Source organism: Methanosarcina sp. Kolksee (genome assembly GCF_000969945.1).
In the GTDB taxonomy this organism is placed as follows: domain Archaea; phylum Halobacteriota; class Methanosarcinia; order Methanosarcinales; family Methanosarcinaceae; genus Methanosarcina; species Methanosarcina vacuolata.
Genome location: NZ_CP009524.1, coordinates 3,609,144 through 3,625,980, shown reverse-complemented (window position 1 = coordinate 3,625,980; position 16,837 = coordinate 3,609,144). Strand labels below are relative to the sequence as shown.

Genomic DNA, 16,837 nt, shown 5'->3' with positions numbered 1-16,837 from the left:
ACAAAATGTCGTATAAAATCGATTGCAATTATTCGGAATTATTGAATCCTTGATGATTGACTCGACAATAAATTTAAAATGGATTCAAACCCAGAGAAAAGGCTCAAATCACAGCAACTATTCCTGCGACCCTGATTTTCGTGAGATTTTGTGGCAAACAAGTCGAAATTTTTTCTAAATTTAACTTTTATGATCTATTATCGAAGGTTTAAAATATACTTTCTGTATATAACAGTCTAATAAAAGTTAGTCTGTTGTGGATAGCTATGGTAACAAGTCAGGAAAGACAGAAGGCAAATCTGGCCAAAATGAAAAGAATAATGGAAGAAATTGAAAGTACGACAGATGATTCCGATCTGATTGCCGAATTGCAAGAATATTTAAGAAAACCGTACTCGTTGTCTCTCAAATGGCATATGATTGTATTTAAAAGTGAAGTTGATAGGAGTTTATGGTACCTGGAGGATATACGAAAAGAAGAGATTGAAATGGAAAAAATGAAGCGAAGGAAGGGAAAAGATCCAAACGAAGAATTAAACCAGGTTAACTGCAAGTTTTCAGAGGCCGTTAGTGCATTTAAACTCGATCACCAGATGGTATACGATCAGAAAACGAATAAGTATAAGTTGTCAAAATCCGGGATTTCCAGAACAACGAGAGAAAACATTTTTGCAATTCCAAAATCTATGATTGGGGACGATAAACTCCAGTGGAGTGATGCAGTTAAACAAAAGTGGGGAGAAGATACTATCGGACAAACAGAATCACTGGAAAGAGATCTTTATAACCAAAAGAGTTTGAGAGTTGCCTGCAATAGCGAGGATAAGACTATCTGTTAATTAATTAGTTTATTAATTAACTGACCTTTCAATTATCCCATCGCTTCAATCACCTCATCGTTTCAATCACCTCATCGTTTCAATCACCTCATCGTTTCAATTACTTCATCGTTTCAATTACTTCATTGTTTCAATTACTCCATCGTTTCAATTACTTCATCGTTTCAATTTCCCCATCTTTTCAATTACTTCATCGTTTCAATTATCCCATCGTTTACTTGATGAGTTTATCTCAAAAATAATTTTTTCGGGTCTTCATTGTTTTGTGAATATCCTCATAATGTCCTCATAAAAATCAATGAGGTTTTGAATTGAAAATCGTCTTGTTCAGAGGGAATGGCGAAGAGCCATTTTTTCTTAAATCAGCAAAGTTAAATCAGCAAAGTTTCATGATTATTTTCCAGAATCAGAAAACTCAGTTAATCATTTGGAATCTCAGCTTTTTGGCTGTGTCTCATTTGAGATGCGGGAATTAATCTTTCCTGTAACTAAAGTCTGTAACTAACGTCAATAAACTTAATATATCTATTACTTTTATATTATAATTTAGATAATTTTCAATTCATTTTTGTTCTTGTGGCTGTAAAAGCATTTGAATAAGAATCCGTTAGTTCCAAAATAATAAGTTCCAGTAGTCAGGAAGAAAAAGTTGTAAGGCAAATAGAGATCTTCTTAAATTCACAAAAGATATTATAGTAAGCTTTCGAGAGGACTTGTGCACTATTGAGTTTCTCTTGAGACCTTTAGAGAGTGCACTTAGATATAATAGAAATCATAAAGTAAAAATGAAATCAAATACACTGGTGCAAAAAAATTTTTTGCTCTTCGTTGTTTTGTGTAGCTATCCTCATAGTTTCCTCATAAAAACCAATGTGGCCTTGAATTGAAAATCATCTTATCTATAGGGAGTGGTGAAGAGCCAAATTTTATCCTGGTATTATCAAAACCCGGAGACAATACCCATGAGAAAAAAAACTATCCTGGTATTCTTAAAACCCGGAGACAATACCCATGAGAAAAAACATTCGAGATTCTGGGATTGATACTGTTGGCGAAGTACCCTGGGGAACACACTTCTGCCAGTTCTACCAGACAAAAGAAGATTTGATGGATATACTTGTCCCTTATTTTAAAGCCGGGCTGGAAAATAACGAGTTATGCATATGGATTACCTCACAGCCTCTGGAAGTGGAAGAGGCAAAAACATCCATGATAACGGCTGGTCCTGATTTTGATGTTTATCTGGAGAAAGGACAAATAGAAATCATCCCTTACACCAGTGGATTTTTAAAGAAGGGTATTTTCGATCTGGATAGAGTTGTAAATAGCTGGGTTGAAAAAATTAACCAGGCTCTGGCAAGGGGTTATGATGGACTGAGGGTTGCAGGGGACAATCGCTGGCTGGAAAAAGAAGGCTGGAACGAATTTATTGATTATGAAAATAAAGTAGATGTTGTTCTCGACAAACACCATGTGATAGCCCTATGCCCATATTATCTCGATATGTGCAGTACGGTCGAGATTATTGATGTAGTATCCAGCCATCAATTTGCTTTGATCAAAAGGGACGGAAAATGGGAGAGGGTAGAAAACTCCGAAAGAAAAAGAGCAGAAAAAGAAGCTATTCAGGCTGCAAAAAATTGGGAATATACCTTTGATGCTGTGCCAGATCTGGTAGCCATAATTGACGATAAACATAGAGTTGTTCGTGTGAACAAAGCTATTGCGGCAAGATCGGGGATGACACCTGAAGAGTGCATAGGGTTAACCTGCTATCGTGTTATCCATGGGACAGACAAGCCTCCTTCTTTTTGCCCACAAAGGCAGCTGCTTACGGATTGGGATGAGCACATCGCAGAGATTTGTGAAGGTTGTCTTGGTGATAATTTCTTAGTAAATGTCTCGCCACTATATGATTCTGAAGGAAAACTCATTGGGAGTGTTTACGTCGCCCGTGATATCGCAAGGCGCAAGCAAGAAGAGCATCGTATTCGTAGATACAACCGTATTCTTGAAGGAATCAATCAGATCTTCAGGAACGTGGTACAGGCAAATACAGAAGAAGAACTGGGTGAAGCATGTCTATCTGTAGCCCTGGAAGTAACCAGCAGCCAGTTTGGTTTTATCAATGAAATGGGCGCTGACGGGTTCTTGCACGATATTGCAAAAAGCGAGCTTGCATGGGAACAGTGCCTTATGTACGATAAGAAAGGACATCGTAGTCCTCCTACCAATTTTGCTGTTCATGGCCTTTATGGCAGTGTCATTAACAACGAGAAAGGTTTCTTTACCAATGATCCATTATCACACCCCGACAGTATTGGTTTGCCGCATGGGCATCCGCCGATTACATCGTTTCTTGGCGTCCCCCTTGTCCAGGATGGAAAAACGATAGGTTTGATTGCGGTTGCAAACCGTGAAAACGGCTATAGCTACGAACAGCAGGAAGATCTTGAAGCTATCGCGCCGGCTGTGACACAGGCTCTGCAGAGAAAAAGGTCGGAAAAAGCTCTGAAATTATCAAATATTTATAATCGTAGTCTGATTGAAGCCAGCCTGGACCCCTTAGTAACCATTGGACGTGATGGTAAGATTACGGATGTTAGTGGCGCTACTGAACTGGTTACTGGATATTCAAGAAATGATTTGATCGGGACTGATTTTTCAGATTATTTCACTGAGCCCGGGGAAGCTAGAAAAGGATATCAGCAGGTGTTCATGCACGGTGAGGTCAGGGACTACCCTCTGGAGATTCGGCATAAGGATGGACATATAACTCCCGTTTTGTACAATGCTTCCGTTTATGGAGACGAGACTGGAAAGGTTATTGGGGTTTTTGCTGCTGCACGTGATATAACTGAGATTCAAAAGGCAGAGGAGAAAATTCAGACACTTGCAAATGTTGTCGAATCGTCAGAGGATGCAATTATAACTAAGTCTCTTGATGGCATTATTACCAGCTGGAATAGAGGAGCAGAGCAGGTTTATGGTTATTCGGCCGAAGAAGTTCTGGGAAAATGTATCTCAATACTTGAACCAGAGAATCTTAAAGGAGAAGTACGACTATTCTCTGAAAGGATAAAAAAGGGGAAAAAGATCCAGCACTATGAAACTTCACGGGTAAAAAAGAATGGCACAATCATAAATGTTTCAGTAGCTCTTTCTCCTATTTTTGACGCCACTGGAAAACTCATGGCTATCTCAACTATTGCGAGAGATATTACTGAGCGTAAAAAGGCAGAAGAAGCTATTAGATTGTCGAACATTTATAATCGCAGTCTGATTGAAGCGAGTCTCGATCCTCTGGTAACTATTGGGCCTGACGGCAAAATTACAGATGTAAATGAAGCTACAGAACAGATTACTGGCTATTCCAGAAGCGAACTGATCGGGACTGATTTTTCAGATTATTTCACTGAGCCAGAGGAAGCTAGAAAAGGATATCAGCAGGTGTTCATGCATGGTGAGGTTAGGGACTACCCTCTGGAGATTCGGCATAAGGACGGACACATAACTCCTGTTTTGTACAATGCTTCAGTTTATAGAGACGAGAATGGTAAGGTTATTGGGGTTTTTGCTGCTGCACGTGATATTACTGAACTTAAGAAAGCAGAAGAAGCTCTAAAAAGAGTGTATGAGAATCTAGAAGAAAGAGTTAAAGAACGTACATCAGAGCTTGAGAAAGCTTACAATTCATTGAAAGAAAGTGAAAAACGCCTTTCTGAAGCCCAAAAGATAGCTCATATTGGAAACTGGGATTGGGATCTTGTAACTGGTGAAACATACTGGTCTGATGAAATGTATAGGATTTTTGAACGTAATCCTCATGAATCAGGCGCAACTTACGAAGAACTTTTAAACTATATACACCCCGACGATCGAGATTATGTTGATGACGCTATCAAGAAAGCTTTAAATGAGAAGCCTTTTGGCATTGATTATAGGATTGTCCTGGCTAATGGAGAAGAACGTACAGTCCATTCTCAACCCGAAATTATTTTTGATGAGAAGAATAACCCTGTTCGAGTAAAGGGAGTAGTTCAGGATATTACTGAGCGTAAGAAAGCAGAAGAGAAACTTCAGATACTGGCGAACGCTGTGGAATCTTCGAATGATGCTATTATAACTCTGTCTCTTGAAGGTATTATTACCAGCTGGAATAAAGCGGCAGAGCAGATTTATGGTTATTCAGCTGAAAGAATTCTGGGAAAAGACGTGTCAATCCTTGAACCAAAAAATATCAAAGGAGAAATTAAGCAGTTTTCTGAAAAGATTAAACAGGGAAAAAAGATCCAGCACTACGAAACATTACGGTTAAGAAAGGACGGTACTATTATAAATATTTCAGCAGCTCTCTCTCCGGTGTTTGACGTCGCTGGAAAACTCGTGGCAATTTCAGCTATTGTAAGAGATGTTACTGAGCGTATCAAGGCGGAAGAAGCACTGCGTGAGAGTGAAGCGCGCCTGCGCCAGTTTTACGAATCAGATATGCTCGGTGTATTTTACTTTAATCTAGACGGTTCGATCACTGATGCCAATGATAAGTTACTAGAGATTATCGGTTACACGCGCGAGGACTTGCAGGTTGGACTGATTAAATGGGACGAGATAACTCCACCGGAATACCGGTTCCTGGACGAACGAGCTATTGCTGAACTGAGAAACATTGGGGTAAAAGAACCCCAGGAGAAGGAGTACATCCGCAAAGATGGCTCGTATGTACCTGTTATTGTTGGGGTAGCTACATTCAATCAGGCACGTGATGAAGGCATAGCCTTTGTTCTTGACATTACCGAGAAGAAAAAGGCAGAAGAAGCTCTGGCAAATCTCGAGATTGCCCGTAAGAAAGAAATTCACCACAGAATAAAAAATAACCTGCAGGTTATCTCTTCTCTTCTTGATCTTCAGGCTGATAAGTTTGATAACCCGAAAGTTATTGAGGCTTTCAGGGAAAGTCAGAACCGGGTTATATCTATGGCTCTTATTCACGAAGAGCTTTATAAAGGAGAAGAAACTGAGACACTTGACTTTTCGGCATACATAAAAGAACTGGCTGAAAACCTTTTCCAGACTTACAGCCTTAGTAAGAAGAAAATCCATCTGTGTATGGATCTGGAAGAAAATGCATTCTTTGATATGGATATTGCTGTCCCGCTAGGAATTATTGTTAATGAACTGGTTTCCAATTCTCTAAAACATGCATTTCCGGGCAGAGACAATGGAGAGATCCAAATCGAACTTCATAGAGAAGAAAATGGGGAAAACAGAAAGGAATGCAATAGGTATACCAGTTTTGTTCTGACCGTCTCGGATAACGGCGTTGGTATTCCTGAAGACCTTAATATTGAAGATCTTGATAGTCTTGGGTTTCAGTTGATGACCACCCTTGTAGATCAGTTAGATGGGGAACTTGAGCTGAAAAGGAATGATGGAACCGAATTTGCTATAAGGTTCACGGTCAAAGAAGAAAATAATAATCAGACACAAGCTACGTTAAAACAATTAATTGACTAATGCCTCCATTTGTACTTGTTATAACGGATCTCTAAAGGCCTTGTTCAGGCTCCTGGCTGACTCAGTACCAAAATCCAGTGAGAAATATAAACTTCAAAATTACTAGATTTTTGAACAGAGTCTACATTATCTACATTATCTACATTATCTACATTATCTACATTATCTACATTATCTACATTATATTCAATTAAATAGTTAAAGAGGAGTTCTTTACCTCCTCGAGTTTTAACGGCTTACTCAGCTTGTTGTGTGCGCATTCCTAATAATCTTTGCTTACTCAGCTTGTTTTTAAAGCATTGATTACGATGTTTGCCAGATCAATAAACGTCTGTCCTCCATCTGACGAAAGTTTTCCATTCTTGATGTAAACTTCTATCTGATTAAAGAGGAACTATAAACAGCCCGATGGCAACAGGATAGTTTCCTACAGGTACAGTAGCTGTAACTGTGTTTGTTGCAGTGTCAATTACAGAGACGGTTCCATTGTAGTCGGAGTTTGACACATATGCCTTTGTTCCGTCAGAGGTTACTGCAACACCATGAGGCATATTCCCTACATTTACTGTGGCTGCAACGGAATTGGTTGCTGCGTCAATTACAGAAACATTGTTGCTGCCAGCGTTCACCACATATACCTTTGTTCTATCCGGAGAGACTGCAACTCCAACAGGATATTCTCCAACACTTACCGTTGATGTGACAGTTTTAGTTTCAGTGTCAATTACAGAAACACTGTTGCTGCCAGTGTTAGTAATATACACTATTTTTCCATCTGGGGAGGCTGCAACTCCAACAGGAATGTAGCCTACAGGCACGGTGTCTGTAACATTGTTAGTTACAGTGTCAATTACAGAAACATTGTTGTTGAATGCGTTTGTAACATACGTCTCTGTCCCATCCGGACTGACTGCAACTCCTAGAGGCCATTTACCGACATCCACCGTTGATGTAACTGTATTATTTGAAGTGTCAATTACAGAAACGCTGTTGTTGCCCCCGTTCGCCACATATGCCTTTGTTCCATCCGGACTGACTGCAACTCCTAGAGGCCATTTACCGACATTCACTGTTGATGTAACAGTGTTGGTTGCATTATCAATTACAGCAACATTGTTGCTGAATGAGTTCGTCACATATACCTTTGTTCCATCTGGAGAGACTGCAACTCCAACAGGATAGTTTCCTACAGTCACATTGGCTGTAACTGTGTTTGTGGTTGTATCAATTACAGAGATATTGTTGCTTCCGGAGTTCGTAATATATGCATAGGGTTCTGCGCCTGCTATACTCCCCATCATTGAAATAGCCAGCATTGCTATTCCCAAAACTTTTATGAAGGCATTTCCACTGTGTGTTTTAGCATATGTTCTTTCTTTCATTTTAATCCCCCAAAATACTATTGGCGATGAGAAAAGAGCTTACAGCAGCTGTCTTATCATTTTATACAACTACTTGCAAATTCCCCCGTTTGAACAAAAAGAGTATATTAATACAAGAATATAATAGATTACATACATTAAAAAGTGGGGGTGCTTCGTATCAGCAAAGCGCTGAGATAAATCTATTTTCTTCAAGGTTAGCAGGAGATGTAATAGTAAAAGGTTGCTATCGGGTCATCTGCAACCAAGTGGTTGTTAAGATATATTCTGAAAAATAATAATTCTGAAAAATAAGAATTCTGAAAAATAATACTCAAATCGGTAACTGCAGGTAACCAATTCGTGGATAAGCCTGTTAATTATAAACACTGATTAAATAAAATTGAATTCTATCGTTACTTTTTTATATTGTTACCTATATAATATTAATTGGTTCATGAGGGAGCAATCTGTAAATTGGAGTAAATTCAGGACAGCTTGAAATCTGATCCCGTAATATACTTCATTGCGCGTAATCTGTAAAATGAAGCAAATTCAGGACAGCTTCAAAACTGATCCCGCAATATACTTCATTAACGCGTATCCGTAAAATGAAGCAAATTCAGGACAGCTTCAAAACTGATCCCGTAATATACTTCATTGGTGCAGGTCAAGCCTTGTGAACCACGTTACACCGCTTTTTTGCTTTCTTCTTTTTTTCCATCTTTGCGGAATGTAATCGCTAAAACGAATGTGATTGCTAAAATGAATGTGATCGCTAAAACCTTTGAGGCATATAATCAGATCAAAACTGCTGTTTCCAAGGACAAATATCGAGCCATTCAGAGATGGCTCAAGAAACGAAAAAGGCGGTATTGATCAGGATTATTTGGACTGCCTATTTTTTTAATTCTATCTTGCAGCCTTACGAACGGCAGCCAGGCCTTTCCAATCTTCCATGTCGAGTTCCGGCTTTTCGGCACGATATTTTGCATACAATTCTATTCCCACAGGGTCTTCAAGGATATCGACTTTGACACCCTTCTCGCGAAGCATCTGTTCATTACCCGAGGCGTTAGTAACATCGCCGACGATCACGCGGCTGAATTGGCGCATATATATTAACGTGGCACAAATGTCACATGGGCTAAGAGTTGTGAAAATCGTAGTATTACTGAAGTCCTGTCGTCCTGCATCGCGTATGGCTGACGTTTCACCGTGGTTGTAAGGATCGTTATCCTGCACAAGCGTATTGTGTCCTTTTCCAATAATCCGGCGCGTATTGTTATCAATGATAACGCCGCCGATGGGGCACCCACCTTCGTCATAGCTTTTTTGCGCAAGTAAAACTGCTATACGCATAATATTTAGGTCGCTCAGTTTAACAAAAAATTTATCTTCAACTATCGCAGGAAGACTTTTCGTGGGCAAATGAGCGATAACATTAAGCACTTCTTCCGTAACAGGCATGTCTTGTGTAATGAAGTGTTTCATAAACTCCCCTTTCAAATAACGATAAAATTATTTTTGGCAATCGCAAAAACTTGAAAAATCAACTTTTTTGGTTGTCTCAAAACTCGACCTATTCTATTATCTATGCGTGACTGTGGATGCAGGCAGCTTGAAGGCAGTTCCTGCTTCCTGCAGTATCCTCTTTAAATTATATGGGTAAAAGTAAATTTCATGTATGTATTGAAATTTTAAAAATTTAACCACATTTGAAAAACAACCTCAGACGATGTATTAAAACTTTGTAACTGTATGATAAAATTGTTGCATATTTTTCGAGCTGGAAAATTCTCCATTGAATTTGAAGAGGATATGTTCCTGCAGCTCTCTAAAAGGCTTAAAATTCTGTAGTAAGAGTTCTTGCTCTTTAACTGATATCATTTAGAATACTTAAAATCGTCAATTTTATAACAGTTCACGAGTTACCGTAAGGTATCATCAAAGTGTTGGTAATTTATGGCAAAAAGTACAGCAGGCTCAAACGGCGCAAATCTTGGTTTTGAAGAAAAACTCTGGCAGGCAGCGGACAAACTCCGAAACAATATGGATGCAGCAGAGTATAAACATGTGGTACTCGGCCTTATTTTCCTGAAATACATCTCGGATGCTTTCGAGGAGATGCACGAAAAACTTCTAGCCGAAATTGAGGAGGGGGCCGACCCGGAAGATCCGGAAGAGTATCTTGCAGAGAATGTTTTCTGGGTGCCTCCTGAAGCCCGCTGGAACCATCTGGAGAGAAGTGCAAAGCAGCCTACTATCGGAAAAACTGTAGACGAAGCAATGACTGCAATTGAGCGAGACAACAATACTCTAAAAGGCGTGCTTCCGAAGAACTATGCAAGGGAAGGGCTTGACAAGCAGCGCCTGGGTGAATTGATTGATCTTGTAGGCACAATCGGCCTTGGGGATAAGGAAAGCCGGAGTAAGGATGTGCTTGGCCGAGTTTATGAGTATTTCCTCGGCAGGTTTGCAGATGCTGAAGGCAAGCGCGGTGGCCAGTTCTATACCCCAAGAAGTATAGTAAGAGTTCTTGTCGAGATGATTGAACCTTATCGAGGCCGAATTTATGACCCATGCTGCGGTTCGGGCGGGATGTTTGTCCAGAGCGAGAAATTTATTGAAGCTCACGAAGGCCGCCTTGAAAATATCTCCATTTTCGGCCAGGAATCAAACCAGACTACCTGGCGACTCTGCAAGATGAACCTTGCTATCCGGGGAATAGACAACGATGGCATTAAATGGGGTGATTCCTTCCACAATGACCTGCACAAAGACCTGAAAGCCGATTTTATCCTTTCAAATCCTCCTTTTAACGATTCGGACTGGAAAGGTGAACTTCTTACTGAAGATGCGCGCTGGAAATTCGGAATTCCACCAAAAGGCAATGCCAACTTCGCCTGGGTCCAGCACTACATCCACCACCTTTCCCCAACTGGAATTGCAGGTTTTGTGCTTGCAAACGGCTCCATGTCTTCAAACACCTCCGGTGAAGGAGAGATCAGGAAAAATATAATTGAAAAAGATCTTGTAGATTGTATGATTGCTCTTCCAGGTCAGCTTTTCTACAATACTGGAATTCCAGCCTGCCTATGGTTTATTGCCCGAGATAAGCAAAACAGCGGTTTCCGCGACCGGCGCGGTGAAGTTCTCTTTATTGACGCCCGGAATATGGGAGTTTTGCGAGACCGTACCCACCGCGAACTTACTGATGAAGAAATTCAGAGGATTGCCGATACCTACCACGCCTGGCGTGGGGAAAAGATTGAAAGCGGGGAGTATGAAGATATCCCTGGCTTCTGTAAGGCTGCAACTGTTGATGAAATTAAAAAACACGATTATATACTTACTCCTGGCCGTTACGTAGGTTTTGAAGAGACCGAAGATGATGATGAGGAATTTGAAGAGAAAATGAGAAAATTGACTGTAGAACTTTCGGAGCAGTTCAAGAAATCAGAGGAGCTGGAGAAGAAAATTAGAGAGAATCTGGCAGGGCTTGGGTATGAACTCTGACTTCCGGCTGAAAGAATCCGAGATCCTGGAACTAAAGAAGTCTACTGCCCAGTTGAAGCCAGGGCTTATTTCTATAGTTTCGATCCTCAACAAGCACCATGAAGGAAAACTGTATTTCGGGATAAAAGATGACGGCACCGTGATTGGCCAGGATATTGGGGATGACACTTTAAGAAGTATTTCCCAGGCTGTTTCTTCATATATAGAGCCAAGGATTTACCCAAACATCAGGCAGGTTACTCTAGAAGGAAGGACCTGCATAGAAGTTGAATTTCAGGGAAATGATATCCCCTATTTTGCCTACGGTAGGGCTTACATCCGTACTTCTGACGAAGACAAGCTCCTGAGCAGAAAAGAACTTGAGAATATTATTCTCAGGAAAAACAAATCCCAGCTTAGATGGGATACTGCAATCTGCAAGGATGCAACTCTGACAGACCTCAGTGAAGAAAAAGTGCAGGCTTTCATAGAAGCAGCAGGAAAAGAGTATACAGGTTTTGAGAATTCCCTGAGTAAATTGAAACTCTTTCAGGACAGAAAATTAACCAATGCCGCAGTGATTCTTTTTGGCAAAGATCCTGAAACCTTTTTCCCAAATGCAAAGCTAAGGTGCGCGGTTTTTGCTACAGATGACACTTCCTATATTATAGATATGCAGGAGTTTACAGGCGATTTATTCTATCTGATTGAGGAAGCCCAGAAATATATCCTTAAAAATATCCATATCGGCATGAGGCTTGAAGGCCTCAAAAGGGTTGATGTCCCGGAAATAAATGAAGAAGCCATTAGGGAAGCCGTTGTAAATTCTTTTTGTCACAGAGACTACTATGAGTATGATTCTGTAAACGTAGCTGTTTTTAAGAACCGGATTGAAATCCGAAACAAAGGCAGGCTTTACGGCGGCCTTACTATCGAACAGATCAAATCCGAAATGGTTTCCGAGCGAAGAAATGAGCTGCTCGCCGAAATCCTGCATGAAATCCATTTAATCGAGAAATGGGGCAGAGGCATCAGCCTTATACTTTCAAAAGAGCCCGAAACAGATTTTAAAGAAGTCGGGACTCAGTTTATTGTCACATTTAAGAGAAAACAGGTGGAAGCAGAAGAAAAAGCCGGGGAAAAGGAAGTAACTGGGGAAACAACTAAGGAGAAAACTAGGGAGAAAACTAGGGAGAAAACTAGGGAGAAAATCATTTTCCTGATTAAAGAAAATCCTTCTATAACTACAAAAGAACTGGCCGAAAAATTGGATATTACTGACAAAGGTGTTGAATGGCAAATTAAAAACTTGAAGGATGAAAAACTTCTCAAAAGGGTAGGCCCTGCTAAAGGCGGCCACTGGAAAATTCTTGAGAAATGAAGTTCTGACCCGTACAACCGTATTCATCTTATCGGGTCGTTATTGTCACGCTCGACGAAGGAGAGCGGCCTTTCCGATAATATCATAAAAGAAGAAACAGAAGAACTAAATTCCAGTCTGCTAAAAAAGAGATGCAAAAATCCACCCTGATTAATAAAATATGTGTCAGAAGTCCATAAAAGTAATAAAAATGATATTATGGAGGAGAGCAATTGACCTCTGAAACGAAATTTAAAGAAACCGAGATTGGGATGATTCCTGAAGATTGGGAATTATTAACAGTTGATGATATTAAATCTAAAGAAAAAAAATCAGTAATATCAGGTCCGTTCGGATCAAACATAAGTAAAAAATACTTTGTTGAGTCCGGAATACCAGTAATCAGAGGCAACAACCTTACAACTGATATGAAAAGATTCGTTGAAGAGGGATTTGTTTTCGTAACTCCTGAAAAAGCGGACGAACTAAACACTTGGGCTTTGAGAAATGATATTGTCTTTACAGCAGCTGGCACTTTAGGGCAGGTAGGAATTATAGAAAATAACTCCAAATTTGAAAAATACATTATATCAAACAAACAGTTAAGACTTAGAGTTAATGAAAAAAAAGTCTGCCCCTTATATGCTTTTTATTGGTTTTCAAGTCCAGAAATGACCAAACGAATTGTAAACTACAATACGGGTTCAACAATTCCATTAATTAATCTTTCAGTCTTAAAAAAGTTACCAATTGTAGTTCCATCTTTAAAAATTCAAGATTCTATAGTTTATATTCTTGACTCATTAGATCAAAAAATTGAACTGAATTATCAGATGAGTAAAACCCTTGAACAAATCGCCCAAACCCTTTTTAAACACTGGTTCATCGATTTTGAGTTCCCGGATGAAAATGGAAATCCTTACAAATCAAGCGGCGGCAGGATGGTAGATTCGGAATTGGGGGGAATTCCGGAGGGGTGGAAGGTAAAGTCATTTTCTGAAGTTATTGATGTCAATCCTACAAGAAGACTTTCCAAAGGAAAACTTGCAACAAAAGTGAGCATGGCAGATTTAAACACTTGGCAATCATGGATTGATTCGTGGCAAGAGGAAGAATACAAATCAGGTCCAAAATTCAAAAACGGAGACACTCTTTTTGCTAGAATCACCCCAAGTTTAGAAAACGGGAAAACTGCCTTTGTGAGTTTTCTGAATGAAGGAGAAACTGCATTTGGGTCAACTGAATTTATAGTCTTTGGGCCGAAGGCTATAGTATCGGGAACTTACATTTATTGCCTTTCAAGAAGTGAGTATGTCCGGGAAACTGCAATAAACTCAATGACAGGTACATCTGGAAGGCAAAGAGTGCCGAATGACTGTTTTGATCAGCTGTTAATCTGCGTCCCAGCAGGAGAAATTGTCAAGAAATTTGATTCTATTATAACACCCTTATTTGAAAAAATAGAAAGCAACTCAAAAGAATATATAAATTTAGGAAAAATTCGTGATTCCCTTCTCCCCAAACTCATGTCAGGAAAAATCAGAGTTGAGTGCTGAAATGGCAAAGATTGTTTTGATATCTTGCGTGAGTAAGAAACTGCCTTATAAAGCAAAGGCAAAAGAGCTGTAAGTCAGTACTCTTTTCAAATACAACCTTAAATATGCAAAATCACTGAATCCTGACAAAATCTTTGTTCTTTCTGCAAAATACGGTCTTGTAGATCTAGAAAGGGAAATTGAGCCTTATGATAAAACCCTGAACGATATGCCATCTAAAGAAATTAGAAAATGGGCAGCTTGCGTAATAAATCAAATAAAAAAGGAAGCAGACCCGAAAGAAGATGAATTCATTTTCTTCACATACAGAAAATATAATAAGTGTTTGCAGCCTCATATTTTAACTATTAAATTTCCCTTAAGGAACTGAAAATTGGAGAACAGCTTCAATATCTTAAAATGAGGTGTTCAAATGAGTGAAAAATGCAAACAACTGCATCAATGGTTCAATAATCTGGAAAGAACAAATTTCCCATTTGATGAAAAGAAAATCCCTCGCAATGGAATCTATATTTTGTTTGAAAAAGGAGAAACTGCTCACGGTATGGATAGAATCGTTCGCATAGGGACTCATAAAGGCAAAAACCGATTAAGATCACGACTTAAGCAACATTTCATTAAAGAAAATAAAGATATGAGCGTTTTCAGGAAGAATATAGGGCGAGCTTTACTTAACAGGGATAAAGACCCGTTTCTTGAGCAATGGGAAATCGATTTGACCAGCAGGAAGGCAAAAGAAAAATATTCTGCTTTGATTGACTTAGAGAAACAGAAAGAGAAACAGAATGAAATAGAAAAGAGAGTAAGCCAATATATTCAGGCAAATTTCAGTTTTGTTGCAATTGAAGTTGAAACCCAGGAAAAAAGGCTTGAGCTCGAATCAAAAATTATCTCCACAATTTCCCTGTGTGATGAATGCGGTCCTTCTTCTAAATGGCTGGGTTTGTTTTCCCCAAAAGAAAAAATAAGCGAGAGTGGGTTCTGGGTGGTAAATGAATTATATAAAGAGCCTTTATCTGATGAGGATATGCAGCTAATCAAAAATTTAGTGTCACATGCGGCTGGAATCAACGGATTTCTTGAGTAACAGATTTTAACCGCATTTTTTTGCATGAAGGTGCTTTCATTATTTTCATTTGTTTGTGCCTGTTATTCGAAGAATTTCATGTGAGTTTTGTGTCATTTCTGTAATTATTATTTTAGTGACTCTTCTTTTTGTGATATTATCGGAATGGCCGCTCTCCTTCGTCGAGCGTGACAAAACGACGCTTGATAGCGAATAAGGTTGTATGGGTTAAAGATATTTATAATTCAGTCCTCTTGAGCGCAGCGAAAAGGACCTCGTGCTCCCGAAGCGAAACTCGGGCGGGACAAGACACGTTAAAGACGGCTAATATGGTTTTTCGTTATTCCAAAAAAACTTTTCTTCAAAGTCGTCTGCCGGATTTTAATTTAAATCTATTCTTTTTGCTGGCTCCGTTGATTTAACAATTTTTTCGAAATGGTGGACTGCGCCGCCAGCAGAAAAAATATATTAAAGTAGAAATTTATATATCAAAGTTCATCCCTGAATTCTTTAATAACACACTCACTTTCGATATATTCTTCGTCCACCATATATCCTTTTTCGTGCATCCATTTTATCAGTTTTTGCATAACTTTTCCGGCGGTTACCATGAAAGTTTTGGTTTCTGGCCCTTTCCTTGTGATGAAATCTCCGAAGAAATCTCTCATTTCAGTGGCACGGATGTGTTCCGTCCCGAAAATTTCGCAGTATCCTTTTTCTTTATAATAAAGATCATCGTAGTATTTGTGATCCTCTCTGTTAAGATTTACATTACCGTTCCTGTTCGTTCAGGAACTCTTCTAACGCTTTTTCTATCGTTGTCATGGTCTTCCTAAATCCATGTAGTTGTGTAACTCTTAAATCGCCAGTTGATTTCAAAAGCTTCAAAGAGCTCACGGGAACCGGGGATACGCCGCTCCTACTGCAAGAGGTTTCCAGGTTTTACCAGTTTTCCCTACAGTGAGATAAACAGTCCAGCCGACTTTAGATTTTGAGCTTATCTCCTCAGAAACAATAACAGGACCCACAGCCTGTCCTGATATAAGGTCTTCAGAAAGCCAGAGTTTGCCGGGTTTGATTTCATCAATCTGGAAATAGCCTGAAAGTTCTTCTGTATATTTTTTAACAGGATGAGATTCGATGTACTCAATGAGGAGAAGAGATAATTCTTTGGCTTCGGGGACATCAGATTTGAGTTCCTCTATATTTTCCTCGGTCTCCTCGTATTCTTCCTCGGACATGTAACTTTTTTCGTGCAGCCATTTGACAAGCTTGTGCATGACTCGTACAGAAGTTTTCATAAAATCCTTGCCTGCACATACTTTCCGGATCATGTAATAACTGAGGAATTCTTCTACTTCAGAATCCCCTATATATTCGGGACCAAAAATATCACAGTATTCCTTGACCCCTTCCTTATACAGGTCATCAAAGCGTTCTGAATTCTCTATGCCCAGCCGCAAATAAGCGTAGCTGTTAAGATATTGCATAAAAAGGTTCACGACATCTTCATAGTCTCCATATGTCCTTTGCTTCAGGCACTGTCGCTGCTCGTCAAGAAATTCTTTGAATACCGCATCTATAGTCTTCATGAAAATTACCCTGGGAGAATATTGTTCTTCATCGGAATTATTATTCAGGTT

Annotated in this window: 10 protein-coding genes and 1 pseudogene; 7 read left to right on the top strand and 4 right to left on the bottom strand. The window is 39.4% G+C overall.

Features of this window, described 5'->3' with window-relative positions; translation table 11 throughout:
• Positions 1–320: 320 nt before the first annotated feature.
• The gene (locus MSKOL_RS14935; RefSeq protein WP_231592265.1) at positions 321–839 is read left to right on the top strand and encodes a hypothetical protein; all 519 of its coding nucleotides are present in this window, start codon (positions 321–323) and stop codon (positions 837–839) included.
• Between the two features lie 1,011 nt (positions 840–1,850).
• Positions 1,851–6,353, top strand: a complete 4,503-nt coding sequence (locus tag MSKOL_RS14930) for a PAS domain S-box protein (RefSeq protein ID WP_048157408.1) — start codon at positions 1,851–1,853, stop codon at positions 6,351–6,353.
• Between the two features lie 383 nt (positions 6,354–6,736).
• Here the strand turns inward: MSKOL_RS14930 and MSKOL_RS14925 are convergent, their stop codons facing one another.
• Positions 6,737–7,735, bottom strand: a complete 999-nt coding sequence (locus tag MSKOL_RS14925; RefSeq protein ID WP_048158402.1) for a beta-propeller fold lactonase family protein — start codon at positions 7,733–7,735, stop codon at positions 6,737–6,739.
• Positions 7,736–8,626: 891 nt separating this feature from the next.
• Positions 8,627–9,208 carry a nucleoside deaminase gene (locus tag MSKOL_RS14920; RefSeq protein ID WP_048157407.1) on the bottom strand — a complete coding sequence of 194 codons (582 nt, stop codon included), beginning with the start codon at positions 9,206–9,208 and terminating at the stop codon, positions 8,627–8,629.
• 471 nt (positions 9,209–9,679) lie between these two features.
• Between MSKOL_RS14920 and MSKOL_RS14915 the strand changes: the two genes are divergently transcribed.
• From MSKOL_RS14915 to MSKOL_RS14900, 5 genes and pseudogenes are all read left to right on the top strand, one after another.
• On the top strand, positions 9,680–11,233 hold the full coding sequence (locus MSKOL_RS14915) for a class I SAM-dependent DNA methyltransferase (RefSeq protein WP_048157406.1): 1,554 nt from the start codon (positions 9,680–9,682) through the stop codon (positions 11,231–11,233).
• On the top strand, positions 11,223–12,593 hold the full coding sequence (locus MSKOL_RS14910) for an ATP-binding protein (RefSeq protein WP_048157405.1): 1,371 nt from the start codon (positions 11,223–11,225) through the stop codon (positions 12,591–12,593). Before MSKOL_RS14915 ends, MSKOL_RS14910 begins: the two co-directional genes overlap by 11 nt.
• Before the next feature lie 212 nt (positions 12,594–12,805).
• Positions 12,806–14,128: a restriction endonuclease subunit S gene (locus MSKOL_RS18905; RefSeq protein ID WP_052725534.1), complete on the top strand. Its 1,323-nt coding sequence runs from the start codon at positions 12,806–12,808 to the stop codon at positions 14,126–14,128.
• A gap of 88 nt (positions 14,129–14,216) precedes the next feature.
• Positions 14,217–14,498, top strand: a pseudogene (locus MSKOL_RS21665) (DUF6884 domain-containing protein); the annotation flags it as partial.
• Positions 14,499–14,540: 42 nt separating this feature from the next.
• Positions 14,541–15,215: a hypothetical protein gene (locus MSKOL_RS14900; protein ID WP_048157404.1), complete on the top strand. Its 675-nt coding sequence runs from the start codon at positions 14,541–14,543 to the stop codon at positions 15,213–15,215.
• Between the two features lie 467 nt (positions 15,216–15,682).
• On the opposite strand, the gene MSKOL_RS18900 is transcribed toward MSKOL_RS14900, so the two are convergent.
• A complete protein-coding gene (locus MSKOL_RS18900; protein ID WP_052725532.1) occupies positions 15,683–15,862 on the bottom strand; it encodes a hypothetical protein in 180 nt (59 codons plus the stop codon).
• Between the two features lie 225 nt (positions 15,863–16,087).
• Positions 16,088–16,786, bottom strand: coding sequence for a hypothetical protein (locus MSKOL_RS14890; protein WP_048157403.1), 699 nt, complete (start codon positions 16,784–16,786; stop codon positions 16,088–16,090).
• Positions 16,787–16,837 lie beyond the last annotated feature (51 nt).

What these genes read in the sequence shown, in the direction of transcription:
- MSKOL_RS14935 (WP_231592265.1), top strand. Translation starts at nt 321, where the DNA reads ATGGAAGAAATTGAAAGTACGACAGATGATTCCGATCTGATTGCCGAA.
- MSKOL_RS14930 (WP_048157408.1), top strand. Translation starts at nt 1,851, where the DNA reads ATGAGAAAAAACATTCGAGATTCTGGGATTGATACTGTTGGCGAAGTA.
- MSKOL_RS14925 (WP_048158402.1), bottom strand. Translation starts at nt 7,735, where the DNA reads ATGAAAGAAAGAACATATGCTAAAACACACAGTGGAAATGCCTTCATA.
- MSKOL_RS14920 (WP_048157407.1), bottom strand. Translation starts at nt 9,208, where the DNA reads ATGAAACACTTCATTACACAAGACATGCCTGTTACGGAAGAAGTGCTT.
- MSKOL_RS14915 (WP_048157406.1), top strand. Translation starts at nt 9,680, where the DNA reads ATGGCAAAAAGTACAGCAGGCTCAAACGGCGCAAATCTTGGTTTTGAA.
- MSKOL_RS14910 (WP_048157405.1), top strand. Translation starts at nt 11,223, where the DNA reads ATGAACTCTGACTTCCGGCTGAAAGAATCCGAGATCCTGGAACTAAAG.
- MSKOL_RS14900 (WP_048157404.1), top strand. Translation starts at nt 14,541, where the DNA reads ATGAGTGAAAAATGCAAACAACTGCATCAATGGTTCAATAATCTGGAA.
- MSKOL_RS18900 (WP_052725532.1), bottom strand. Translation starts at nt 15,862, where the DNA reads ATGAGAGATTTCTTCGGAGATTTCATCACAAGGAAAGGGCCAGAAACC.
- MSKOL_RS14890 (WP_048157403.1), bottom strand. Translation starts at nt 16,786, where the DNA reads ATGAAGACTATAGATGCGGTATTCAAAGAATTTCTTGACGAGCAGCGA.